The 16,881-nt window shown below is 70.1% G+C and carries 10 protein-coding genes and 1 pseudogene; 8 read left to right on the forward strand and 3 right to left on the reverse strand.

The genetic code is table 11. From position 1 onward, the window contains the following. Positions 1 to 109: 109 nt before the first annotated feature. A complete protein-coding gene (locus JD77_RS29820) occupies positions 110 to 7,102 on the reverse strand; it encodes a winged helix-turn-helix domain-containing protein (RefSeq protein WP_170286604.1) in 6,993 nt (2,330 codons plus the stop codon). Between the two features lie 2,048 nt (positions 7,103 to 9,150). Here JD77_RS29820 and JD77_RS34485 point away from each other — a divergent pair. From JD77_RS34485 to JD77_RS29850, 6 genes are all read left to right on the forward strand, one after another. Further along, entirely contained in the window at positions 9,151 to 9,612 is a 462-nt protein-coding gene (locus JD77_RS34485; protein ID WP_246141114.1) for a hypothetical protein, read from the forward strand. A 62-nt stretch (positions 9,613 to 9,674) separates the two neighbouring features. Next, the gene (locus JD77_RS29830) at positions 9,675 to 11,378 is read left to right on the forward strand and encodes an IS1182 family transposase (protein WP_281292195.1); all 1,704 of its coding nucleotides are present in this window, start codon (positions 9,675 to 9,677) and stop codon (positions 11,376 to 11,378) included. Next, positions 11,306 to 12,241, forward strand: a complete 936-nt coding sequence (locus tag JD77_RS29835) for a type IV secretory system conjugative DNA transfer family protein (RefSeq protein WP_281292150.1) — start codon at positions 11,306 to 11,308, stop codon at positions 12,239 to 12,241. The genes JD77_RS29830 and JD77_RS29835 overlap by 73 nt, the downstream gene beginning before the upstream one ends. Continuing rightward, entirely contained in the window at positions 12,238 to 12,735 is a 498-nt protein-coding gene (locus JD77_RS29840; RefSeq protein ID WP_145777155.1) for a DUF4913 domain-containing protein, read from the forward strand. Before JD77_RS29835 ends, JD77_RS29840 begins: the two co-directional genes overlap by 4 nt. A 79-nt stretch (positions 12,736 to 12,814) precedes the next feature. Then, a complete protein-coding gene (locus JD77_RS29845) occupies positions 12,815 to 13,108 on the forward strand; it encodes a hypothetical protein (protein ID WP_145777156.1) in 294 nt (97 codons plus the stop codon). Beyond that, positions 13,108 to 13,365, forward strand: a complete 258-nt coding sequence (locus tag JD77_RS29850; protein WP_246141118.1) for a zeta toxin family protein — start codon at positions 13,108 to 13,110, stop codon at positions 13,363 to 13,365. Before JD77_RS29845 ends, JD77_RS29850 begins: the two co-directional genes overlap by 1 nt. On the opposite strand, the gene JD77_RS29855 is transcribed toward JD77_RS29850, so the two are convergent. After that, positions 13,353 to 14,267, reverse strand: a complete 915-nt coding sequence (locus tag JD77_RS29855; RefSeq protein WP_145775322.1) for an IS982 family transposase — start codon at positions 14,265 to 14,267, stop codon at positions 13,353 to 13,355. The two genes, JD77_RS29850 and JD77_RS29855, sit on opposite strands and share 13 nt — an antisense overlap. Positions 14,268 to 14,334: 67 nt before the next feature. Between JD77_RS29855 and JD77_RS34925 the strand changes: the two are divergent. Then, a pseudogene (locus JD77_RS34925) lies at positions 14,335 to 14,496 on the forward strand (zeta toxin family protein); the annotation flags it as partial. 71 nt (positions 14,497 to 14,567) lie between these two features. Next, on the forward strand, positions 14,568 to 15,188 hold the full coding sequence (locus JD77_RS29860; RefSeq protein ID WP_281292152.1) for a zeta toxin family protein: 621 nt from the start codon (positions 14,568 to 14,570) through the stop codon (positions 15,186 to 15,188). 661 nt (positions 15,189 to 15,849) lie between these two features. Here JD77_RS29860 and JD77_RS29865 read toward each other — a convergent pair. Then, entirely contained in the window at positions 15,850 to 16,311 is a 462-nt protein-coding gene (locus tag JD77_RS29865) for a hypothetical protein (RefSeq protein ID WP_170286605.1), read from the reverse strand. Positions 16,312 to 16,881 lie beyond the last annotated feature (570 nt).

Consider the following 16,881-nt stretch of genomic DNA (forward strand, 5'->3'; position numbering starts at 1 on the left):
CCCACATCGCCAGCAGACATCACCCGGGCGATCCGCCACACCTGCGCCGGACCATCGACGTCCATTTTGTCAACCCGGCACTATCTGCGGAAGCACGGTTGGTCCACACTCAGTTGTCGCGGAATCCCGATGCGGCCGAGGCCAGGGTGATGTTGACCTCGTACACCTCGGACATCAGGCGTAGCAGCGCCCCCTTGAGGTGGGGAACGGACGTCCCGCGCGTGTCCAGGGCCTGCCGCAGCCGGTGAACGTCCTCCGGGGACAGGCCGTGCTCTTCAGCGAAGTTGGTTCTGTCGATGATGAGGTCGAACTCCGCCTGCAGACTACGGCGCACATCCTCAGCCCCTGGCAGCCCCATCACGCTGGAGAATCGCGTGAACAACCGGTCCCACTCGTCTGACCGCGGCAGCTCGGCCGGCACCGACTGCGACGGGACAGGAGCGGGAACAGCGGCGTTGTAGTGGTTGTAGTGGGTGGGGTTCGCCGGGTCGGCCGCGACGTAGTACAGGTCGACCCGCCGGCCGTCCAGCGGCCCGAACACCGCCACCGGGCTCACCCCCCGCCCCGTGCGCTGCGTGATCCGGCTACCGGTGGCATGGGCCAGCAACGGCAGCAGGAACTCCCCACCCGGCCCCGCCCACCGGCGGTCCCAATCGGCCACCGTGTCGACGACCTCGGCGAACTCGTCCGCCTCGAGCGGCCCGTCGGCCGTGCTCAGCATGTGGGCCAGATAGTCACGGGCCCGATCCGGCGCCAACAACGCCGCGTGAAAACCCCGGCCGCGCCTATTGACGAAGTCCAACTGCTCCTGCGGCACATCCGTCACCGAACCGGGAGCGAGCCCCAACCTGATCAACTCCGCACGCGCCTCGTCATACCGCTGCCTGATCCGCCGCGCACCCAGGAAAGCCGCCTCGGTGACAACACCGCCCTGGTCGCCGAGACGCTTAATCAGCCGCGCCAACACCTGCCCATCGCTGAGCTCCCGCACCTGCCGCCACGGCTGCCCCTGCGGCAGATGCCGCCGCTGCATCACCACATCGGCCGGCAACCACCCGAAACGGGTGTCCAGGTACGACAGGACATGGGCCTGCAACAACTCGTTCACCCGCGCCAACTCAGACCCGGCCGGCACCGCGCCAGCCATCCGCCCCACACTGACGCGCGCCCGCTCAGGACCGGACAGCCACTCATACAGATCCGCCGGCAGCACCCCTGCCTGCGCCAACACGTCCCGCACCCACACCGGATCAGCGACAACGAACGCCGATAACACGCAATACCCATCAGCCGGCACCGGGAACTCCAACACCGGCCGGCCAACCCCATCCACACCATCCAGATCCAGAACCAGATCCGGGTCCAGAACCTCCGTGCCCGCCGGCGGGGCAGGTGCCGGCCCGGGCATCGGCGACGTATCCCCGTGGTTCAGCCAGGACAGATCCTCACCCTGCGGGCGGTCCGGTTCGGGGGCAGGGCCCGGCACCGGTGCTGGCCGGGGCTGACCCGGATCGGTCACCCTGTACCGCGCCGCCACACCACGGCGTGCTTCCTGGACCAGCTGCAGCAGACCACTGTCGCGCAATGCCACGATCCGGTCATGCACCGTCGGCCGCGGTATGGATGTCGCTGCGGCGAGGTCTGACTCGCTGGCGGTGATGATCCCGTCGTCGTTCATATGGTTGATCAAGGCGTTCCACAGCTTCGGCAGCTGTTCCTGCTGCTGTGTTGTGGTGGCGATGTGGTCGGCGTGCTGGTCGAACAGCGTCTGGGCATCATTCCGGTTGCGTACCCACTGGCTGCCCGCGGGAAGGTCCGGCAACGGTGCTTGCCGGGGCTGACCCGGATCGCTCACCCCGTACCGCGCCGCCACGCCACCGTGTGCTTCCTGGACCAGCTGCAGCAGACCACTGTCGCGCAATACCCCGATCCGGTAATGCACCGTCGGCACCGGTGTGGATGTCGCCTTGGCGAGGGCTGGCACGCTGGCGGTGATGGTCCCGTCGGCGCCCATATGGTTGATCAGGGCGTTCCACAACTGCGGCAGCTGTTCCCGCTGCTGTGTTGTGGTGGCGATGTGGTCGGCGTGCTGGTCGAACAGCGTCCGGGCATCATTCCGGTTGCGTACCCACTGGCTGCCCTCGGGAAGGTCCGGCAACGGTGCTTGCCGGGGCTGACCCGGATCGCTCACCCTGTACCGCGCCGCCACACCACCGTGGCCTTCCCGGACCAACTGCAGCAGACCACGGCCGCGCAATACCCCGATCCGGTAATGCACCGTCGGCACCGGTGTGGATGTCGCCTTGGCGAGGGCTGGCTCGCTGGCGGTGATGAGCCCGTCGCCGTCCATACGCTCGATCAGGGCGTTCCACAACTGCCGCAGCTGATCCCGCTGCCGCGTGCTGATGTGGCTGGCGTGCTGGTCGAACAGCGCCCGGGCCTCGCCCGGGTCGCGCGCCCACCGGCTGTCCGCAGTGGGTTGGGGTTGGGGTTGGTCGGGGTGCAGTGGGGCGGTGGTGGGTGGCTCGTCGGCCGGGTGATGGGGGGTGTCGCCGGCGTGGACAGTGCCGGCGTCGGTGCGGGTCACCGCCGGGGAGGGCGCGAGGGATGGTTGCCAGTCCATGTCCGGCCCCTGGTAGGTGGCCCAGTCGCCGAGGTTCCCGCCGTCGTCGCCGGCCTGATTGCGCGGCTGGCCGGGGTTGGTGGACATCGCAGCGCCGTAGGCGGTCACATCACTGTCGGGAACCGGCCCCGCCGGTCCCGCCCCCTCCACCGTCCAGGACGACGCGGGCGGCCCCGCCGGCCAGGACGACGCGATGGGGGCGTCCGGGTCGCCCAGCGGCCCGGGCAGCGCTGGCAGGCCCGTGCCCGCCGGCGGGGCAGGCGCAGGCCCGGGCATCGGCGACTGAGGTGCCGGATCCTGCATACCCGGTCCGGGCGGGAACGACTGCGTCCCTGGGAACTGGCTGGGCTGGTCGCCGCTGGGCTGCGACCACGATGTCGGGCCGGGCGGGGCCTGCGCCCAGGGCGGATCCATCGGTTGCGGCCCGGGGTAGAGTCCCGTGCCCACGGCCGTGGGCGGGCCGACCCACGCCGCCGGATGGAGCAGATCAAACAGATCGAGGCCCGCCGGCGGGGCAGGTGCCGGCCCGGGCATCGGCGACGTATCCCCGTGGTTCAGCCAGGACAGATCCTCACTACCCTGCGGGCGGTCCGGTTCGGGGGCAGGGTCCGGCACCGGTGCTTGCCGGGGCTGACCCGGATCGGTCACCCCGTACCGTGCCGCCACGCGACCGTGCCTTTCCCGGACCAGCCGCAGCAGACCACTGTCGCGCAATACCCCGATCCGGTGACGCACCGTCTGCTGCGATGTGGATGTCGCCGCGGCGAGGTCTGGCACGCTGACGGTGATGACCCCGTCGTCGCCCATCCGGTCGATCAGGACGTTCCACAACTGCCGCAGCTGTTCCCGCTGCCATGTTGTGGTGGCGATGTGGCCGACGTGCTGGTCGAACAGCGTCCGGGCATCATTCCGGTTGCGTACCCACTGGCTGCCCTCGGGAAGGGCCGGCAACGGTGCTTGCCGGGGCTGACCCGGATCGGTCACCCCGTACCGCGCCGCCACACCAGGGCGTGCTTCCTGGACCAGCTGCAGCAGACCACGGTCGCGTAATGCCACGATCCGTTTATGCACCGTCGGCGCCGATGTGGATGTCGCCGCGGCGAGGGCTGGCTCGCTGGCGGTGATGGTCCCGTCGTCGTCCATATGGTTGATCAGGGCGTTCCACAACTGCGGCAGCTGTTCCCGCTGCCGTGTTGTGGTGGCGATGTGGCCGACGTGCTGGTCGAACAGCGTCCGGGCATCATTCCGGTCGCGCACCCACCGGCTGCCCGCAGTGGGTTGGGGTTGGTCGGGGTGCAGCGGGGCGGGGGTGGTGGGTGGCTCGTCGGCCGGGTGATGGGGGGTGTCGCCGGCGTGGACAGTGCCGGCGTCGGTGCGGGTCACCGCTGGAGAGGGCGCGAGGGATGGTTGCCAGTCCATGACCGGCCCCTGGTAGGTGGCCCAGTCGCCGAGGTTCCCGCCGTCGCCGGCCTGATCGCGCGGCTGGCCGAAGTCGGTGGACATCCCAGCACCGTGGGCGGTCACACCACTGCCGGAAACCGGCCACCCCGGTTCCGTCCATCCCGCCTGCCAGGACGACGCGGTGGGGGCGTCCGGGGCGTCCAGCGGCCCGGGCAGCCCGGGGGGCAGGCCCGTGCCCGCCGGCGGGGCAGGTGCCGGCCCGGGCATCGGCGACGGATCCCCGTGGTTCAGCCGGGACAGATCCTCACTACCCTGCGGGCGGTCCGGCTCCAGGGCAGGGCCCGGCACCGGTGCTTGCCGGGGCTGACCCGGATCGCTTACCCCGTACCGCGCCGCCACGCCACCGCGACCTTCCCGGACCAGCCGCAGCAGACCACTGTCGCGCAATACCCCGATCCGGTGACGCACCGTCTGCTGCGATGTGGATGTCGCCGCGGCGAGGTCTAGCACGCTGACGGTGATGACCCCGCCGGCGGCCATATGGTTGATCAGGGCGTTCCACAACTGCGGCAGCTGTTCCCGCTGCGGTGTTGTGGTGGCGATGTGGTCGGCGTGCTGGTCGAACAGCGTCCGGGCATCATTCCGGTTGCGTACCCACTGGCTGCCCTCGGGAAGGTCCGGCACCGGTGCTTGCCGGGGCTGACCCGGATCGCTCACCTCGTACCGCGCCGCCCCGCCACCGTGACCTTCCCGGACCAGCCGCAGCAGACCACGGTCGCGCAATACCACGATCCGGCGATGCACCGTCTGCTGCGGTGTGGATGTCTCCGCGGCGAGGGCTCGCTCGGTGACGGTGATGGTCCCGTCGGCGCCCATATGGTCGATCAGGGCGTTCCACAACTGCCGCAGCGGTTCCCGCTGCTGTGTTGTGGTGGCGATGTGGTCGGCGTGCTGGTCGAACAGCGTCCGGGCATCATTCCGGTTGCGCACCCGCCGGCTGCCCGCAGTGGGTTGGGGTTGGTCGGGGTGCGGCGAGGCGGGGGTGGTGGGTGGCTCGTCGGCCGGGTGATGGGGGGTGTCGCCGGCGTGGACAATGCCGGCGTCGGTGCGGGTCACCGCCGGGGAGGGCGCGAGGGATGGTTGCCAGTCCATGTCCGGCCCCTGCCAGGTGGCCCAGTCGCCGAGGTTCCCGCTGCCCTCGCCGGCCTGATTGCGCGGCTGGCCGGGGTCGGTGGACATCCCAGCACCGTGGGCGGTCACATCAATGTCGGAAACCGGCCACCCCGGTTCCGTCCACCCCGCCGCGGCCGGCTCCGCCTGCCAGGCCGACGCGGTGGGGGCGTCCGGGTCGTCCAGCGGCCAGGGCAGCCCGGGCAGCCCGGACAGACCCGTGCCTGCCGGCGGGGCAGGTGCCAGCCCGGACATCGGCAGCGTATCCCAGTCGTCCAGCCAGGACAGGTCCTCACCCTGCGGGCGGTCCGGCTCCAGGGCAGGGCCCGGCACCGGCAATTCCGCCTTTGGATCCCGCGACGGGCCCCCCATCCACTGGGCCGCGGACGCCGGGCCAGGACCGGACGGGTCGCCGTCTTGCGCTGGATCGGGTGACTGCCCGTGTGAGGTGTTGCCGGCCCACCGGTGCCGGCCGCCAGCGGCGGCGAAGTCCTCCTGGTCCGGCCAGCGGACGCCGGGTTCCTGACCGTTGTCGATGATGTCCGCGGTCCGTACCGCCTCCACGAGATCCGGTCCGAACAACTCCACCGAGGCGTCCGAGAACAACACCGACCGTACCGGCTCGTCCACGTGTGGCCGCAGCTCGCCGGGTATCTGGTCGACCTCGTGCGTGGACGACATCAGCCGCCGGGCGCGCAGCCGGGTGCGCAGCCATTCACCGAAGGAGGTGGCCTGTCCCGGTGCCTGCCATGCCGCGTCGCACCAGACCAGCATGATGTCGGGTGTGTCGCCGCCGCGCTGTCGCGCCTGCGCGACGGCGTGTCGCCAGGCGGGCGAGGCGGTGAGCATCCGGAGGAACAAGGCCTGACGCACCGGTTCGTCGGCCAGCCGCTCGGCCAGGTTCCGGTGCCCGGCGATGGTGAACCATCCCCGCACCCGCGGCAGCGCCTGCGCCGCCGTGCGGTCCGCCGCCGCCGCGTCCGGGTCCGCCGCCGCCGGGTCTGCGAAGTACACGCCGCTGAACGTGTCCGCCATGACGATGTCCCTGGACACCTCGAACAGTTGGGGCAGGATCCCGTCCGGGGACGCCGTCTGGATACCGAGGTCCGCGGCGAGGCGGCGCAGCTGAGCGTCGCTGGCACGGCCGTGGCCGCCGCTGGCGAGGTCGTGGATTCGTTGCGCGGCCGGTCCGGTAGCCGCGACGGCCGGCTCGCCGAGACCGGCAGAGTCGACGCTGACCGGTTCGTCCAGCACCGACACGTCACTGATCGAAGCCGTGTCCCTGAAACCGGTCGAATCCGTGTCTCTGGAGCCGAGATCGGGGCTGAACACCGCATCGCTTGCCACGGACACGTCACTGACCGGGGTCGTGTCGCTGGCGTAGATCGGCGTGGCGTCAACGCGGAAGGCAGCGCCGCCCGGCTCCGTACTGCGGGCGCTGGCCGTGTCCGGAGTGCCCGGCATGCCGGGCGTGCTGCCGTCGGCCTGCGTGAGCACCTGGTGGTATCCATCCACCCAGTTCCCTCGGAACAGTTCGGCGAGGGTGTCGTGACCGGCCGGGTCGACACCGTAGCGGTGGGCCAGGGCGGTGAACTGCTTTTCTGCCAGGCTGGCCGCGGCTGCGGTGTGCTGCTCGACAGTCACCGACACTGCCGGCGCGTCGGTACGCCAGCTTGCCGGGGCGTCCGCCGGGAACGGGATGGCGTGCGGTGCGGTGATGTCGGGAATGGTCGCGGCCGAGAAACGGGCGGGCAGGTCGGTGACCGCCTGCCGGACCACGTTCGCCACGGCACTGACCTGCGCGGCGTCGGGACCGGCCACCACAGCGGGCAGCACAGCGGGCAGCACTGCGGGCAGCACTGCGGGCAGCGCGGAGGTGCCGAGGATCGCATCGAGGCTTCGGTCCACCCAGTTCCGCGTTTCCCTCTCGACCACCTCGACCGCGGCGGCGGACGGCACCCCGCCCCGGCGCCTGCCGGCACGCCCGCGCCCGACGACGTGCCAGCGCCTCCCGGTGTGCCAGCGGCCGACGACGTGCCGGGGCCCGACGACGTGCCGGGGCCTGTCGGCGTGCCCGTGCCTGTCGGCGTGCCCGCGCCTGTGGGTAGGCCGGCGGCGAGGTACTGGTCGATGTGGTGTTGGACGGCCAGGTGCGCCAGCGAGCGCAGCGCCTGCCGGTCGAACTCCGCCGGCAGCCCGGCGACCACCTGCTGCGCCCGCACCCCGGCCGGGAACTGCCCACCCGCGGACGCCAACGCCTCGGCCATCCCGGCCACCGCCCGCTGCCGAACACCCGTCAAAAATCCCTCGGTCAGCGCGGCAGCGGGCAGACCGACATCGGACAGGAAACCCGCAACAACCCGATCACCCCGCCGGGCCTCGACCCACCCGGCGAAAACCCCCTCGACCGGCACGGCGAGCGCGGCCATGCTCTCGCCCGCCCGAGCCACCCCGGCCAGCAACCCACCGTAACGATCCACCAGATCCTGCTGGAACCGATGCCACCGCTCGACCACCGGCCCACCCGCTGCCACAACCCACTGCGGCGCCGGCACGGCCGGCATCGACCACGACGGCACCGACCACGACGGCACCGACAGGTCCAGGCGCGGCACGGGCAGGTCCAGACTCGGCGCGGACAGGTTCGAAGCCGGCAGCGGAGGCGGGGCCTGCCCGCCGGTCACCACAGGCTTCGGATCGTCGACCCCAGCCTCGTACCCGGTGGACGTGTCCCCACCAACCGGTGTCGGCCCCACCGGCATGACCGGCTTACCGTCCGCCGTGAACGCGAGGCGAGGCACCTGCACCCGGGGCAGGTGCACGGCGCGACCGGCCGCGGCCCCGGCCAGGGCCGCAGCCGATTCCCCTGCCCCCGAAATCGCCCCGGACAGAAGGTCCGCACCAAGATTCTGCTCGAAGTCGTAATACCCATCGACCATCAAGCCGGCACCGATACCGAAGAGCCCCTCCCCGAGGGGATCCGTCAAGGGCCGCGTCACCACATCGACCAGCAGATTTTTCGTGGCATCCGACACGCCCAGCTTGCTGACCGCGCCCGCGACAACACCGGCGACCTTGCCCAACGCCGGCCCGCCCACCGTGCCGAGGAACGCCGCCGCCCCCGCGAACGCCGCCTGCTTACCGACCGTCGACCAGTTCACCCCCGGCTGCAGACCATCGGTCATCATCGACACCTCGGCCAGCAGCGCAGAACCCGGCATGAACAACATCTGCATCGCCGTGCCGCTCGCCGCCGACCGCACCAACGCCGAACGCAGGATCGCCTGAATGATCGTCCGCGTCTGCGCGATGTGCGCCGCCGCCCCCACCGGGTTCCAGAACCACATCGCCGCGGCGACGGCGAACTCGGCAATCATGAAGTTGAACATGGCCAACGCCGTACGCTTGCCGACCTCCGTCTCCACGAAGAACTTCTTCTCCGCCTCGACCACGGCGAGCATCAGGTCAGCCGTCTCGGCCATCTTCCTCACAAACGGAGCGGTCTGCGCCACGAACCGGTCGAAGGCCTCACCCTCCCCCGCCTGCCGGACCGCCCTGATCGTCTGCTCCAGCAACGGACCCAGCACCGTACGCACCCGAAGCTCCAGCGTTTCCAACGTGCCGATGTCATGCCGCAACAACGGCAGCTCCGCCCGGGACACCCTCATCCCAGTGAACGCTTCCAAAGCCCGCAACCAGCTCTCACTGAGCTCAAGGGTCGCAACGGCAGCGGCCAACGCGCAACACTCCCCTCCCTGCCCCGAAACAGGGGCACCCAGTGCGAATCAGTCAGCCGCGCTGACCGCCCACCCCAGCCCCGACCACCTCGCCGGCGACGACCTCGGCACCGTCGCCCACCCGGTGGCCACGACCCCCACTCCTCGCCCCACGACCCGACCGACGCCCACCACCACCGGCAGTGTTGATCGCCGAGAGCCACGCACCCTCACCGTAAAGTGACGGGAGTCGACACCGGCGACCATCCCCGCCCACACGTGCGCCACCACACACCCAGACCCCGCCCCGGGTCCGAGCGGGGCCTGACCCCCGACCCGAGCCGTCGGGCATTCGCCCCCGGTGAGGTCGACTACGACGACACCGCCCCGGTCGAGCTGCCGCCAGCGGCGCAGACCGAGCGGCACGCCCCCGTGGCCCGCGCCACCGCGGCGGAGCGGGACGCCGCGGACGCGGTCGCCCGCGCCGCCCGCGACGTGGCTGAGGCCCGTAAGGCTCAGGGCCGCGCCGAGGCCGAGGCGGAGGCCCGCGCGGCGACCGCCGCCCGGGAGGTCGAACGCCGCCGCGCCCTGCAGGCCCAGCACGACGACGTCCGCGCCCAGCTGCGCGACGCCCGCGCCGACCCTGTTGCTGAATTCGTGACATGCCGTTGTGGATCCGGTGTGTTGGCTTGTCTGTCCTGAATGATCGTGTTGCTGGTCGGCTTTTCCCCTCTCCCGGCCGCAGGATGGTTTTGCCGATGTCGATGCGGTCGCGCCCGTTGGCGCAAGTTCCGGAGCAGACGATGCTGGTGGCCAGGGCGGCGTTTCCCAAGGGCAGTCTGGCGATGAGTGTGCGTGACCAGTTGGGTGAGGTGTTCGCTGATGAGCGGTTCGCGGCTGCTTTCGGGGTCCGGGGTGCGCCGGCGACCTCGCCGGGGGTCCTGGCTCTAGTGACGGCGTTGCAGTACGCCGAAGGGTTGACTGACCGGCAGGCGGCGCAGATGGTGGTCCGGGCCATCGACTGGAAGTACTGCCTGGGGCTGGAGCTGACCGATACCGGGTTCGACTACAGCGTGTTGAGCAAGTTCCGGGCCCGCCTCGTCGAGCACGGTCTGGAACGCGCCGCGTTCGACCTGCTCCTTCAGGTGTTGAAGGACAAGGGCCTGATCGGCGCCGGTAGCAAGGCCCGCACCGATTCCACCCACGTGATCTCAGCGGTGCGTGACCTCAACCGCCTCGAGTTGGCCGGGGAGACGGTCCGCGCCGCGGTGGAGGTCCTGGCCGTGGCCGCTGCGGGGTGGCTGGCCACGGTGATCGACATCCCCGAGTGGAACCAGCGATACGGCGCCCGCGTCGACTCCTGGCGGCTGCCGACCTCGCGGACCAAACGAGACCGGCTGGCGCAGGTTTACGGCGCCGACGCGGTGCGGCTGCTGGAAGCGGTCTGGTCGCCATCGGCCCCGGCGTGGCTGGTCGAGCTACCCGCGATCGAGACGCTACGCCGGATGCTGGTCCAGAACTACCAGATCAGCGCCGACACCCGCGGACGGCAGGTGATCAAGATGCGGCAGGCCGACGACGACGGTCTGCCGCCGGCCAGACACCGGATCACCTCCCCCTATGACCTCGACACCCGGTGGGCAGCCAAAGGCGAGGACCTGTTCTGGAACGGCTACAAGGTCCACCTCACCGAGACCTGCCACGCCGATGACGACCCGCCCGGCGCCGGCACCCCGGCTCCACCGAACCTGATCATCAACGTGGCGACCACCGGCTCGACCGTGCCCGATGTGAAGGCGACCACCCCCATCCACGCCGCCCTGGCCGCCTCGGGCCTGCTACCGGCCCGGCATTACCTCGACGCCGGCTACCCTTGCGCCGAGACGATCAACACCGCGGCCGACACGTACGGCGTCACGATGGTCACCCCCGCCTCCCGTGACACGTCCGCGCAGGCCAGGGCCGGTACCGGGTTCGCCAAGGACGCCTTCACCATCGACTGGGCCACCCGGCAGGTCACCTGCCCGCAAGGCAACACCAGCGGCAACTGGAACCCCGTCAGCCAGCACGGCACCGACGCAATCGTGATCACATTCCCCACCGGCGCCTGCCACCCCTGCCCAGCCCGAACCCAGTGCACCGCCTCCAAACGCGGCCGGCGTCACCTGACCCTGCGCCCCCAAGAGCTGCACGAAGCCCTGGCCCGTAACCGCGCCGACCAAGCCCGCAAGACCTGGCAGGACGACTACGCCCTGCGCGCCGGCGTGGAAAGCACCATCCACCAAGCCATCGCGATCACCGGCATCCGCCACGCCCGCTACCGCGGCCTACCGAAAACCCGTCTCCAACACGCATTCTCCGCAATAGCCCTGAACCTGACCAGGATCGATGCCTGGTGGAACGACCAGCCCCTCGACCGAACCAGAACAAGCCACCTCGCCCGCCTCGACTACACCCTCGCCGCCTGAACGAATTCGGCAACAGGGTCCCTGGCGACGCCGTCGCCAGCGTGGTCAACATGCCTGACAAGACCCGCGGCGGCATCTACGCCGGCGCCCAGAAGATGCTCATGTGCCTCACCGAGCCCGCCGTCACCCGCTGGGTCACCCCACCGACCCGCGCCGGGGTCCTCGAGTTCGACCCGGCCGCGTTCGTGGCCTCCGCCGACGTGCTGTACCTGCTCTCCCAGGGCGGCCCCGGCTCCCCCGCCCCGCTGGTCGCCGCGCTCACCGACGCGGTCCTGCGCGCCGGCGAGCTACGCGCCCGCGCCTCGGCCGGCCGGCGCCTGGACCCGCCGCTGCTGAACATCCTCGACGAGGCCGCCAACATCTGCCGGCTGCGCCAGCTCCCGGCCCTCTACTCCTACTACGGCTCCCACGGCCTGCCGATCATCACGATCCTGCAGTCCTACCCCCAGGGCGTCGACGTGTGGGGCCGCGAAGGCATGCGCAAGCTGTGGTCGGCGGCGAACGTGCGCACCTACGGCGGCGGCGTCGCCGACCCCGACTGGCTCGAAGAGCTGTCCAAGCTCATCGGCGAGCACGACGTCACCACCAGGTCCACCAGCAGCAGCGGATCCGGATGGGGCCAACGGTCGGTCTCCCACGCCACCCGCCGGCAACGCATCCTCGACGTGTCCGACCTACACGCCCTGCCCCGCGGCCGGATGGTCGTCTACGCCTCCGGTGCCCCGCCGGCGCTCGCCCGCACCGCACCGTGGCAGGACGGGCCGTACGCCGAGGCGATCCGCGCGTCGATCGCCCGCTGGGACCCTGACAGCCGCACCGACTGGACCCTGACCCCCGACGCCCCGCCGGAGCCGACGCCATGACCACACCGTCCCCCGGACCGGGCACGGACCCGGTCGCCGACCTCAGCGCCCTGCTCGGCCAACTCGCCGGCGACCCGTCCACGGATTCGCCGGCCGCCCAGCCGCCGGCTCCGGACCCGACGACCCCGGAGCCGGTGTACCGGGACGTGGCGGCGTTCGTCGGGGACTACCTCGCCCACGTCGTCGAGCGGCGCCTCGCCTCCGGGCCGACCTCCGGAGTGAACTGGTGCCCCCGCTGGTGGGCGCACCCGGAAGGAATCTCCCGCCTGTACGCACTGTGGCGGGCGTGGGAGACGCTGCGGGTCAGCGACCCGCAGACCGGCATGAGCATCTGGTGGCGCGACCACCTGGACCCGCACCTCGCCGCCCTGGCTGCCGAGTACGGCCCATTCAGCCGGTGCCGCCCCGACAAGCACACCGAACCGCGACCACTACCCGTGGAACCGGTGCCGCCGGAGGTACTCGCCCAGCTTCCCGACGCCGACAGCCTCTGATTCCCCGGGCATCACCGCACCCGCCACACCTTGATCATCTCCAATACTCTGAGTCTGAGTGACTAAGGAGGTACAGCCCGTGACTGAACAGTCCGCGCTAGCCAACATGGGCCAGTTCGAGTGGGATTCGACGGAGTCCGTCTCCTACGAGGTCGCGATCGAGGCGATCAGCCAGGCGGCCGCCGCGATCGCCCCGCTCATCGCCATCGCCCGGGAGCACGGCGACGAGACCGCAGTAGCCGAGCTGGTCAGCTTGCGCAAGCAGTGCATCGCCGCACGTAACGAACTGCAGCCGACGGACCGCCAAGGCGTCGCCGAGGCCACGCAGCGCTACCGGGCACTGGCCGAGCAGCTCGGGCGGCGGGCCGCCTGATGCCGATCGACCCGAGGCGCTACCTGCTGACCGAGGAACAGTCCCAGCGGATCTTCCGCGAGGAGATCGCGCCCGAGGAACTGGCTCACGGGGTATCCCAAGAGCAGCCGGTGGTGGTCTTCGTCGCCGGGCAGCCTGGCGCGGGCAAGACGATGACCACCGAATCGGTCAAGCGGGAACTCGATCAGCGCGGCGGCGCCATCGTCGTCAACTCGACGACTGATAACCGGAGTTTGCTGCGCGTTCAGTGGTCGTAGGCGATGAGGCTGCGGGTGACGGGCTGGCCGGTCTTGTGGTTGTGCCAGATGGCGGCGGTCAGGGCGAGCAGGCGTTGAGCAACGCGGGTCGCGATGCCTTCGAAGGTACGGCCGCCGTGTAGTTCCAGGTCGAGTTGGCCCTTGAGCGTGTCGTTGACCGACTCGATCAGTTGGCGGACGGCCTTCAGGAGGCCCTGGCCGGGGCGTTGCTTCTCCTTCTTGCGGTTGGGTCGTAGCAGGGTGACACCGCGGTCGGCCAGGTCCTGCTCGAAGCGTTTCGCGGCGAAGCCCTTGTCGGTGATCAGTAGCAGTCCGGGCCGGCCGGCGAGCAGGGCGGGCTCGCGGTCGAGCATGTACTCCACGACCTCGCGTTCGCCGATCTTCGCATCAGCCAGGGCCCACATGATGGGCAGGCCGGTCGGGGTGCAGATCAGGTACAGGCGCAGTCCCCAGAAGAACCGTGAGTGTGACGCGCAGTAGCCGTAGGTGGCCCAGCCGGCGGCGTCCGAGCGTTGCACGGTGGGCCTCGACCGGCCGCACTCGACCGGGGTGGAGTCCAGGATCCAGTGGTTGTCGAACCAGAAATCGGTGTCGAAGGCCAACGCTCGGATGAAGTGCTGGATCAGCGGCAGGGCGGCCCGCAGTCGCTTGTTGTAGCCGGGCTGGGACAGCTGGACCGGGAACAACGCGCGTAGGTTCTTCGCCAGGTAGCGGACCCACCGGCGTTCGGAGCGGATGTTCAGCAGCGACTGCATGACCGCCATGGTGATCAGTTCGGCGTCCGACAGCACTGGGGTGAACCCGGTCACCGGGCGGGCCGGACGTAGATCAGGGCGGGCTTTCAACTCGTCATCGATCTTCACGTACAGTGCGGTAGCGAGGGTCTCCAGATCGACGTGCACATGGCCTCCATGGTCATAGTTGCGTAGCAACGTCGATCATGGAGGCCCTCGTCCGTTCACCGCACCTGTGTCCCATCCACACAGGCCACCGTGGTTATCACTCGTCTCGGACTTCTACAAGCCCTACCACCCGGAATACAGCAGGCTACTGCGAGAAGACGACCGGAACGCCGCGCCCTACACCAGCATGGACGGCCGCCGCTGGATGGCTGCCGCAGAGCAGTACCTGATCGACCGGCGGGTCGACACGATCATCGAGACGACGATGCGCGACCCCGGTGACTTCTCGAGCCCGCGGCGATGTTCAGGGCCGCCGGCTACCGCGTGGAGGCCGCCATCATGGCGGTGCCGGAACCGCTCAGCCGGCTCGGCATCATCCACCGCTACCACGACCAAGTCCAGAAACTCGGGTACGGCAGGCTGACCGCGCGGGACAACCACGACGCCTCCTACCAGGGCGTCCGCCGGGCCGCCGAGACGATCGACCGGGACCGCATCGTCGATGTTGCCACCGTCTACCGGCGCGGCAACCAGCAGTTGCACACCAACCATCTCGACGGCGCCAGCGCCTGGCGCTGGCCAGCCGGAACCGCCGCGGCGATCGACGCCGAACGTCAACGGCCGTGGACCCCGGAGGAGACCAAGGCGTTTGCAGCCACGGTCAAGCAGTTGTTCGACGAGATGGGCCCTGAGTGGCACGAGGAGCTCCGAGACATCGTCCGGCTCGCAGCACCCCTCGCCGACCGGCAGACCCCGCTGCCCGAAATCGCCGAGATCTCTCCCGCGATCACCGCGGCCGCGAAGGCCTTCCCTACCAGCACCCGCCAGTCCCTACCTCGGCAACCTGCAGAACGTGATGCCGTACCACCGCCACCGAGGGCGAGCCGAGAGACATCCCGAGGCGAGGAACCGACCCGCTGACCCACGACGACGCCGGCGTCGGCGAGGGATCACCCCCGCGTACGCGGGGAGCACGTTCGACTGCTCGGGCCTCATGCAGTACAACGGATCACCCCCGCGTACGCGGGAAGCACCAGGTCCACTGCGAGCTGCTCGTACGCCCGGCGCGGATCACCCGCGTACGCGGGAAGCACCTCATGGTTGCCGCCGCGATGGCCGCCCTTGCGGGATCACCCCCGCGTACGCGGGGTGTTGGTAAGAACCGAGACACCAGGGGCCAATTAGTTGATCTTCGTGGGTGACTGGGAGCGGCCGGTGGGGGTTGAGCTGGTGTCCCGTTAGGGGAACCTCAACGGACACGCGGGCGGCCGTGACGCGAAACGCGCCTACTAGCGACGAGCGTTGTCACAGATAGGGCGTCCGGTGAACTGTCCGGTGATGGGGGGCTATCCGGGGTCACCGGGTGCCTGGGTGCCTGGGTGCCGTCGAGGGGCTGGCAGCGTTCGAGGAACTGGTGGTGAACTGCGGGCGCGGCGCTGACGCGCAGGTGTAGCTCTGGCCGCGCCGTACGGTCACGCCATGGTCGAGCGCGGACCCTTCAAGATCAAAGACTTGGCGGGCTGGGACAGCTACCCAAGCGAGGGGCCGTGGCTCCCGTGGGTTCAGCGAAACTGACGGTTCCTCACCGGGAACCCAAGGGGCCGTCGCTGCTCGGAAGCGTGGCTGCATCCTTGGGTTCGAGGGAACAGGCGATGGCGTGCCGCTCGGCTTCGGTCTTCAGGATCTGTCGGGCGGCGTTGGCGTAGCGGATGGCGGTCTTGTCATCGAGGCCGAACACGGCGGCCAGGTGCAGCGGGTCGGGGCCGTGGGTGAGGGCTTCTTCGAGTTGGCGGTCTACTCGTAGGCGTTCGAGGGTAGCGGCTTGCCCGCGTAGGGCGTCGGTGATCCAGACTTTGCTGACGGGGCGGTCGTCGAACGCGGTGTGCTGGTTGATGATCAAATAAGGGTTGGCGGTGCGTGGCCACCGGTCACGTCGGTGTTCCAGCCATTCGACGAGGACGGTGTGGGTGAGCTCGTCGAGGGTGCGTACTCGGCCGTCGATGACCAGGCGCCGGTCGCCGAGGTCGACGTCGTCGAGGCGCATGGTCCAGATCGCGTGCGGTCGGGCGGCGTGCACGCCGGCGAGAGCGATGGCGACCCGCGGCCGACGCGCGGGCCAGCACGAACCCGGCCAGCACGTCGGTCTCGAATTCGGCGATGTCCTCCGGCCCCGGCTCGGCCCGGACCACCCGCAGATCCCGCACGACCGCCAGTCCCAACCCGAGCCTCCTCGCCTTCACCGGCGACATCAATCAGTCACCGACGACGACAACGACTCAGAATTTCTGAAGTGACGTCAACCCCATTCAGTCGCGCGAAAGACCCGCAGACTCCCGCCCTGGCCAGGGGAAACAGGATCAGACCTCAGACCACCACGTGAGGAACTGGCGGGTTGTTTCTTATGCACGGCGTGGCACCGACCACCAGGTGAGGTGGGCGGCGCGGGTGAGCGCGCCGGTTTCGCGGAGGGCTGGCATGACCGGCCCCAACGCCTCGGAGTACCGCTGCGGGTTGGTCGATCAGGTGGTGGGTCTGATCTGGCATGGGCCTGTTCAACGGCTCGGGTCGGGGGTCAGGCCCCCGTCCGGGGCCCGGCGCGGGGTGTGGGTGTGTG

It is taken from the genome of Micromonospora olivasterospora (assembly GCF_007830265.1).
In the GTDB taxonomy this organism is placed as follows: Bacteria; Actinomycetota; Actinomycetes; order Mycobacteriales; family Micromonosporaceae; genus Micromonospora; species Micromonospora olivasterospora.

Bases quoted from the DNA above. Each gene is read 5' to 3' on its own strand.
- JD77_RS29830 (WP_281292195.1), top strand. From the start codon at position 9,675: ATGCGGTCGCGCCCGTTGGCGCAAGTTCCGGAGCAGACGATGCTGGTG.
- JD77_RS29840 (WP_145777155.1), top strand. From the start codon at position 12,238: ATGACCACACCGTCCCCCGGACCGGGCACGGACCCGGTCGCCGACCTC.
- JD77_RS29850 (WP_246141118.1), top strand. From the start codon at position 13,108: ATGCCGATCGACCCGAGGCGCTACCTGCTGACCGAGGAACAGTCCCAG.
- JD77_RS29860 (WP_281292152.1), top strand. From the start codon at position 14,568: ATGTTCAGGGCCGCCGGCTACCGCGTGGAGGCCGCCATCATGGCGGTG.
- JD77_RS29865 (WP_170286605.1), bottom strand. From the start codon at position 16,311: ATGCGCCTCGACGACGTCGACCTCGGCGACCGGCGCCTGGTCATCGAC.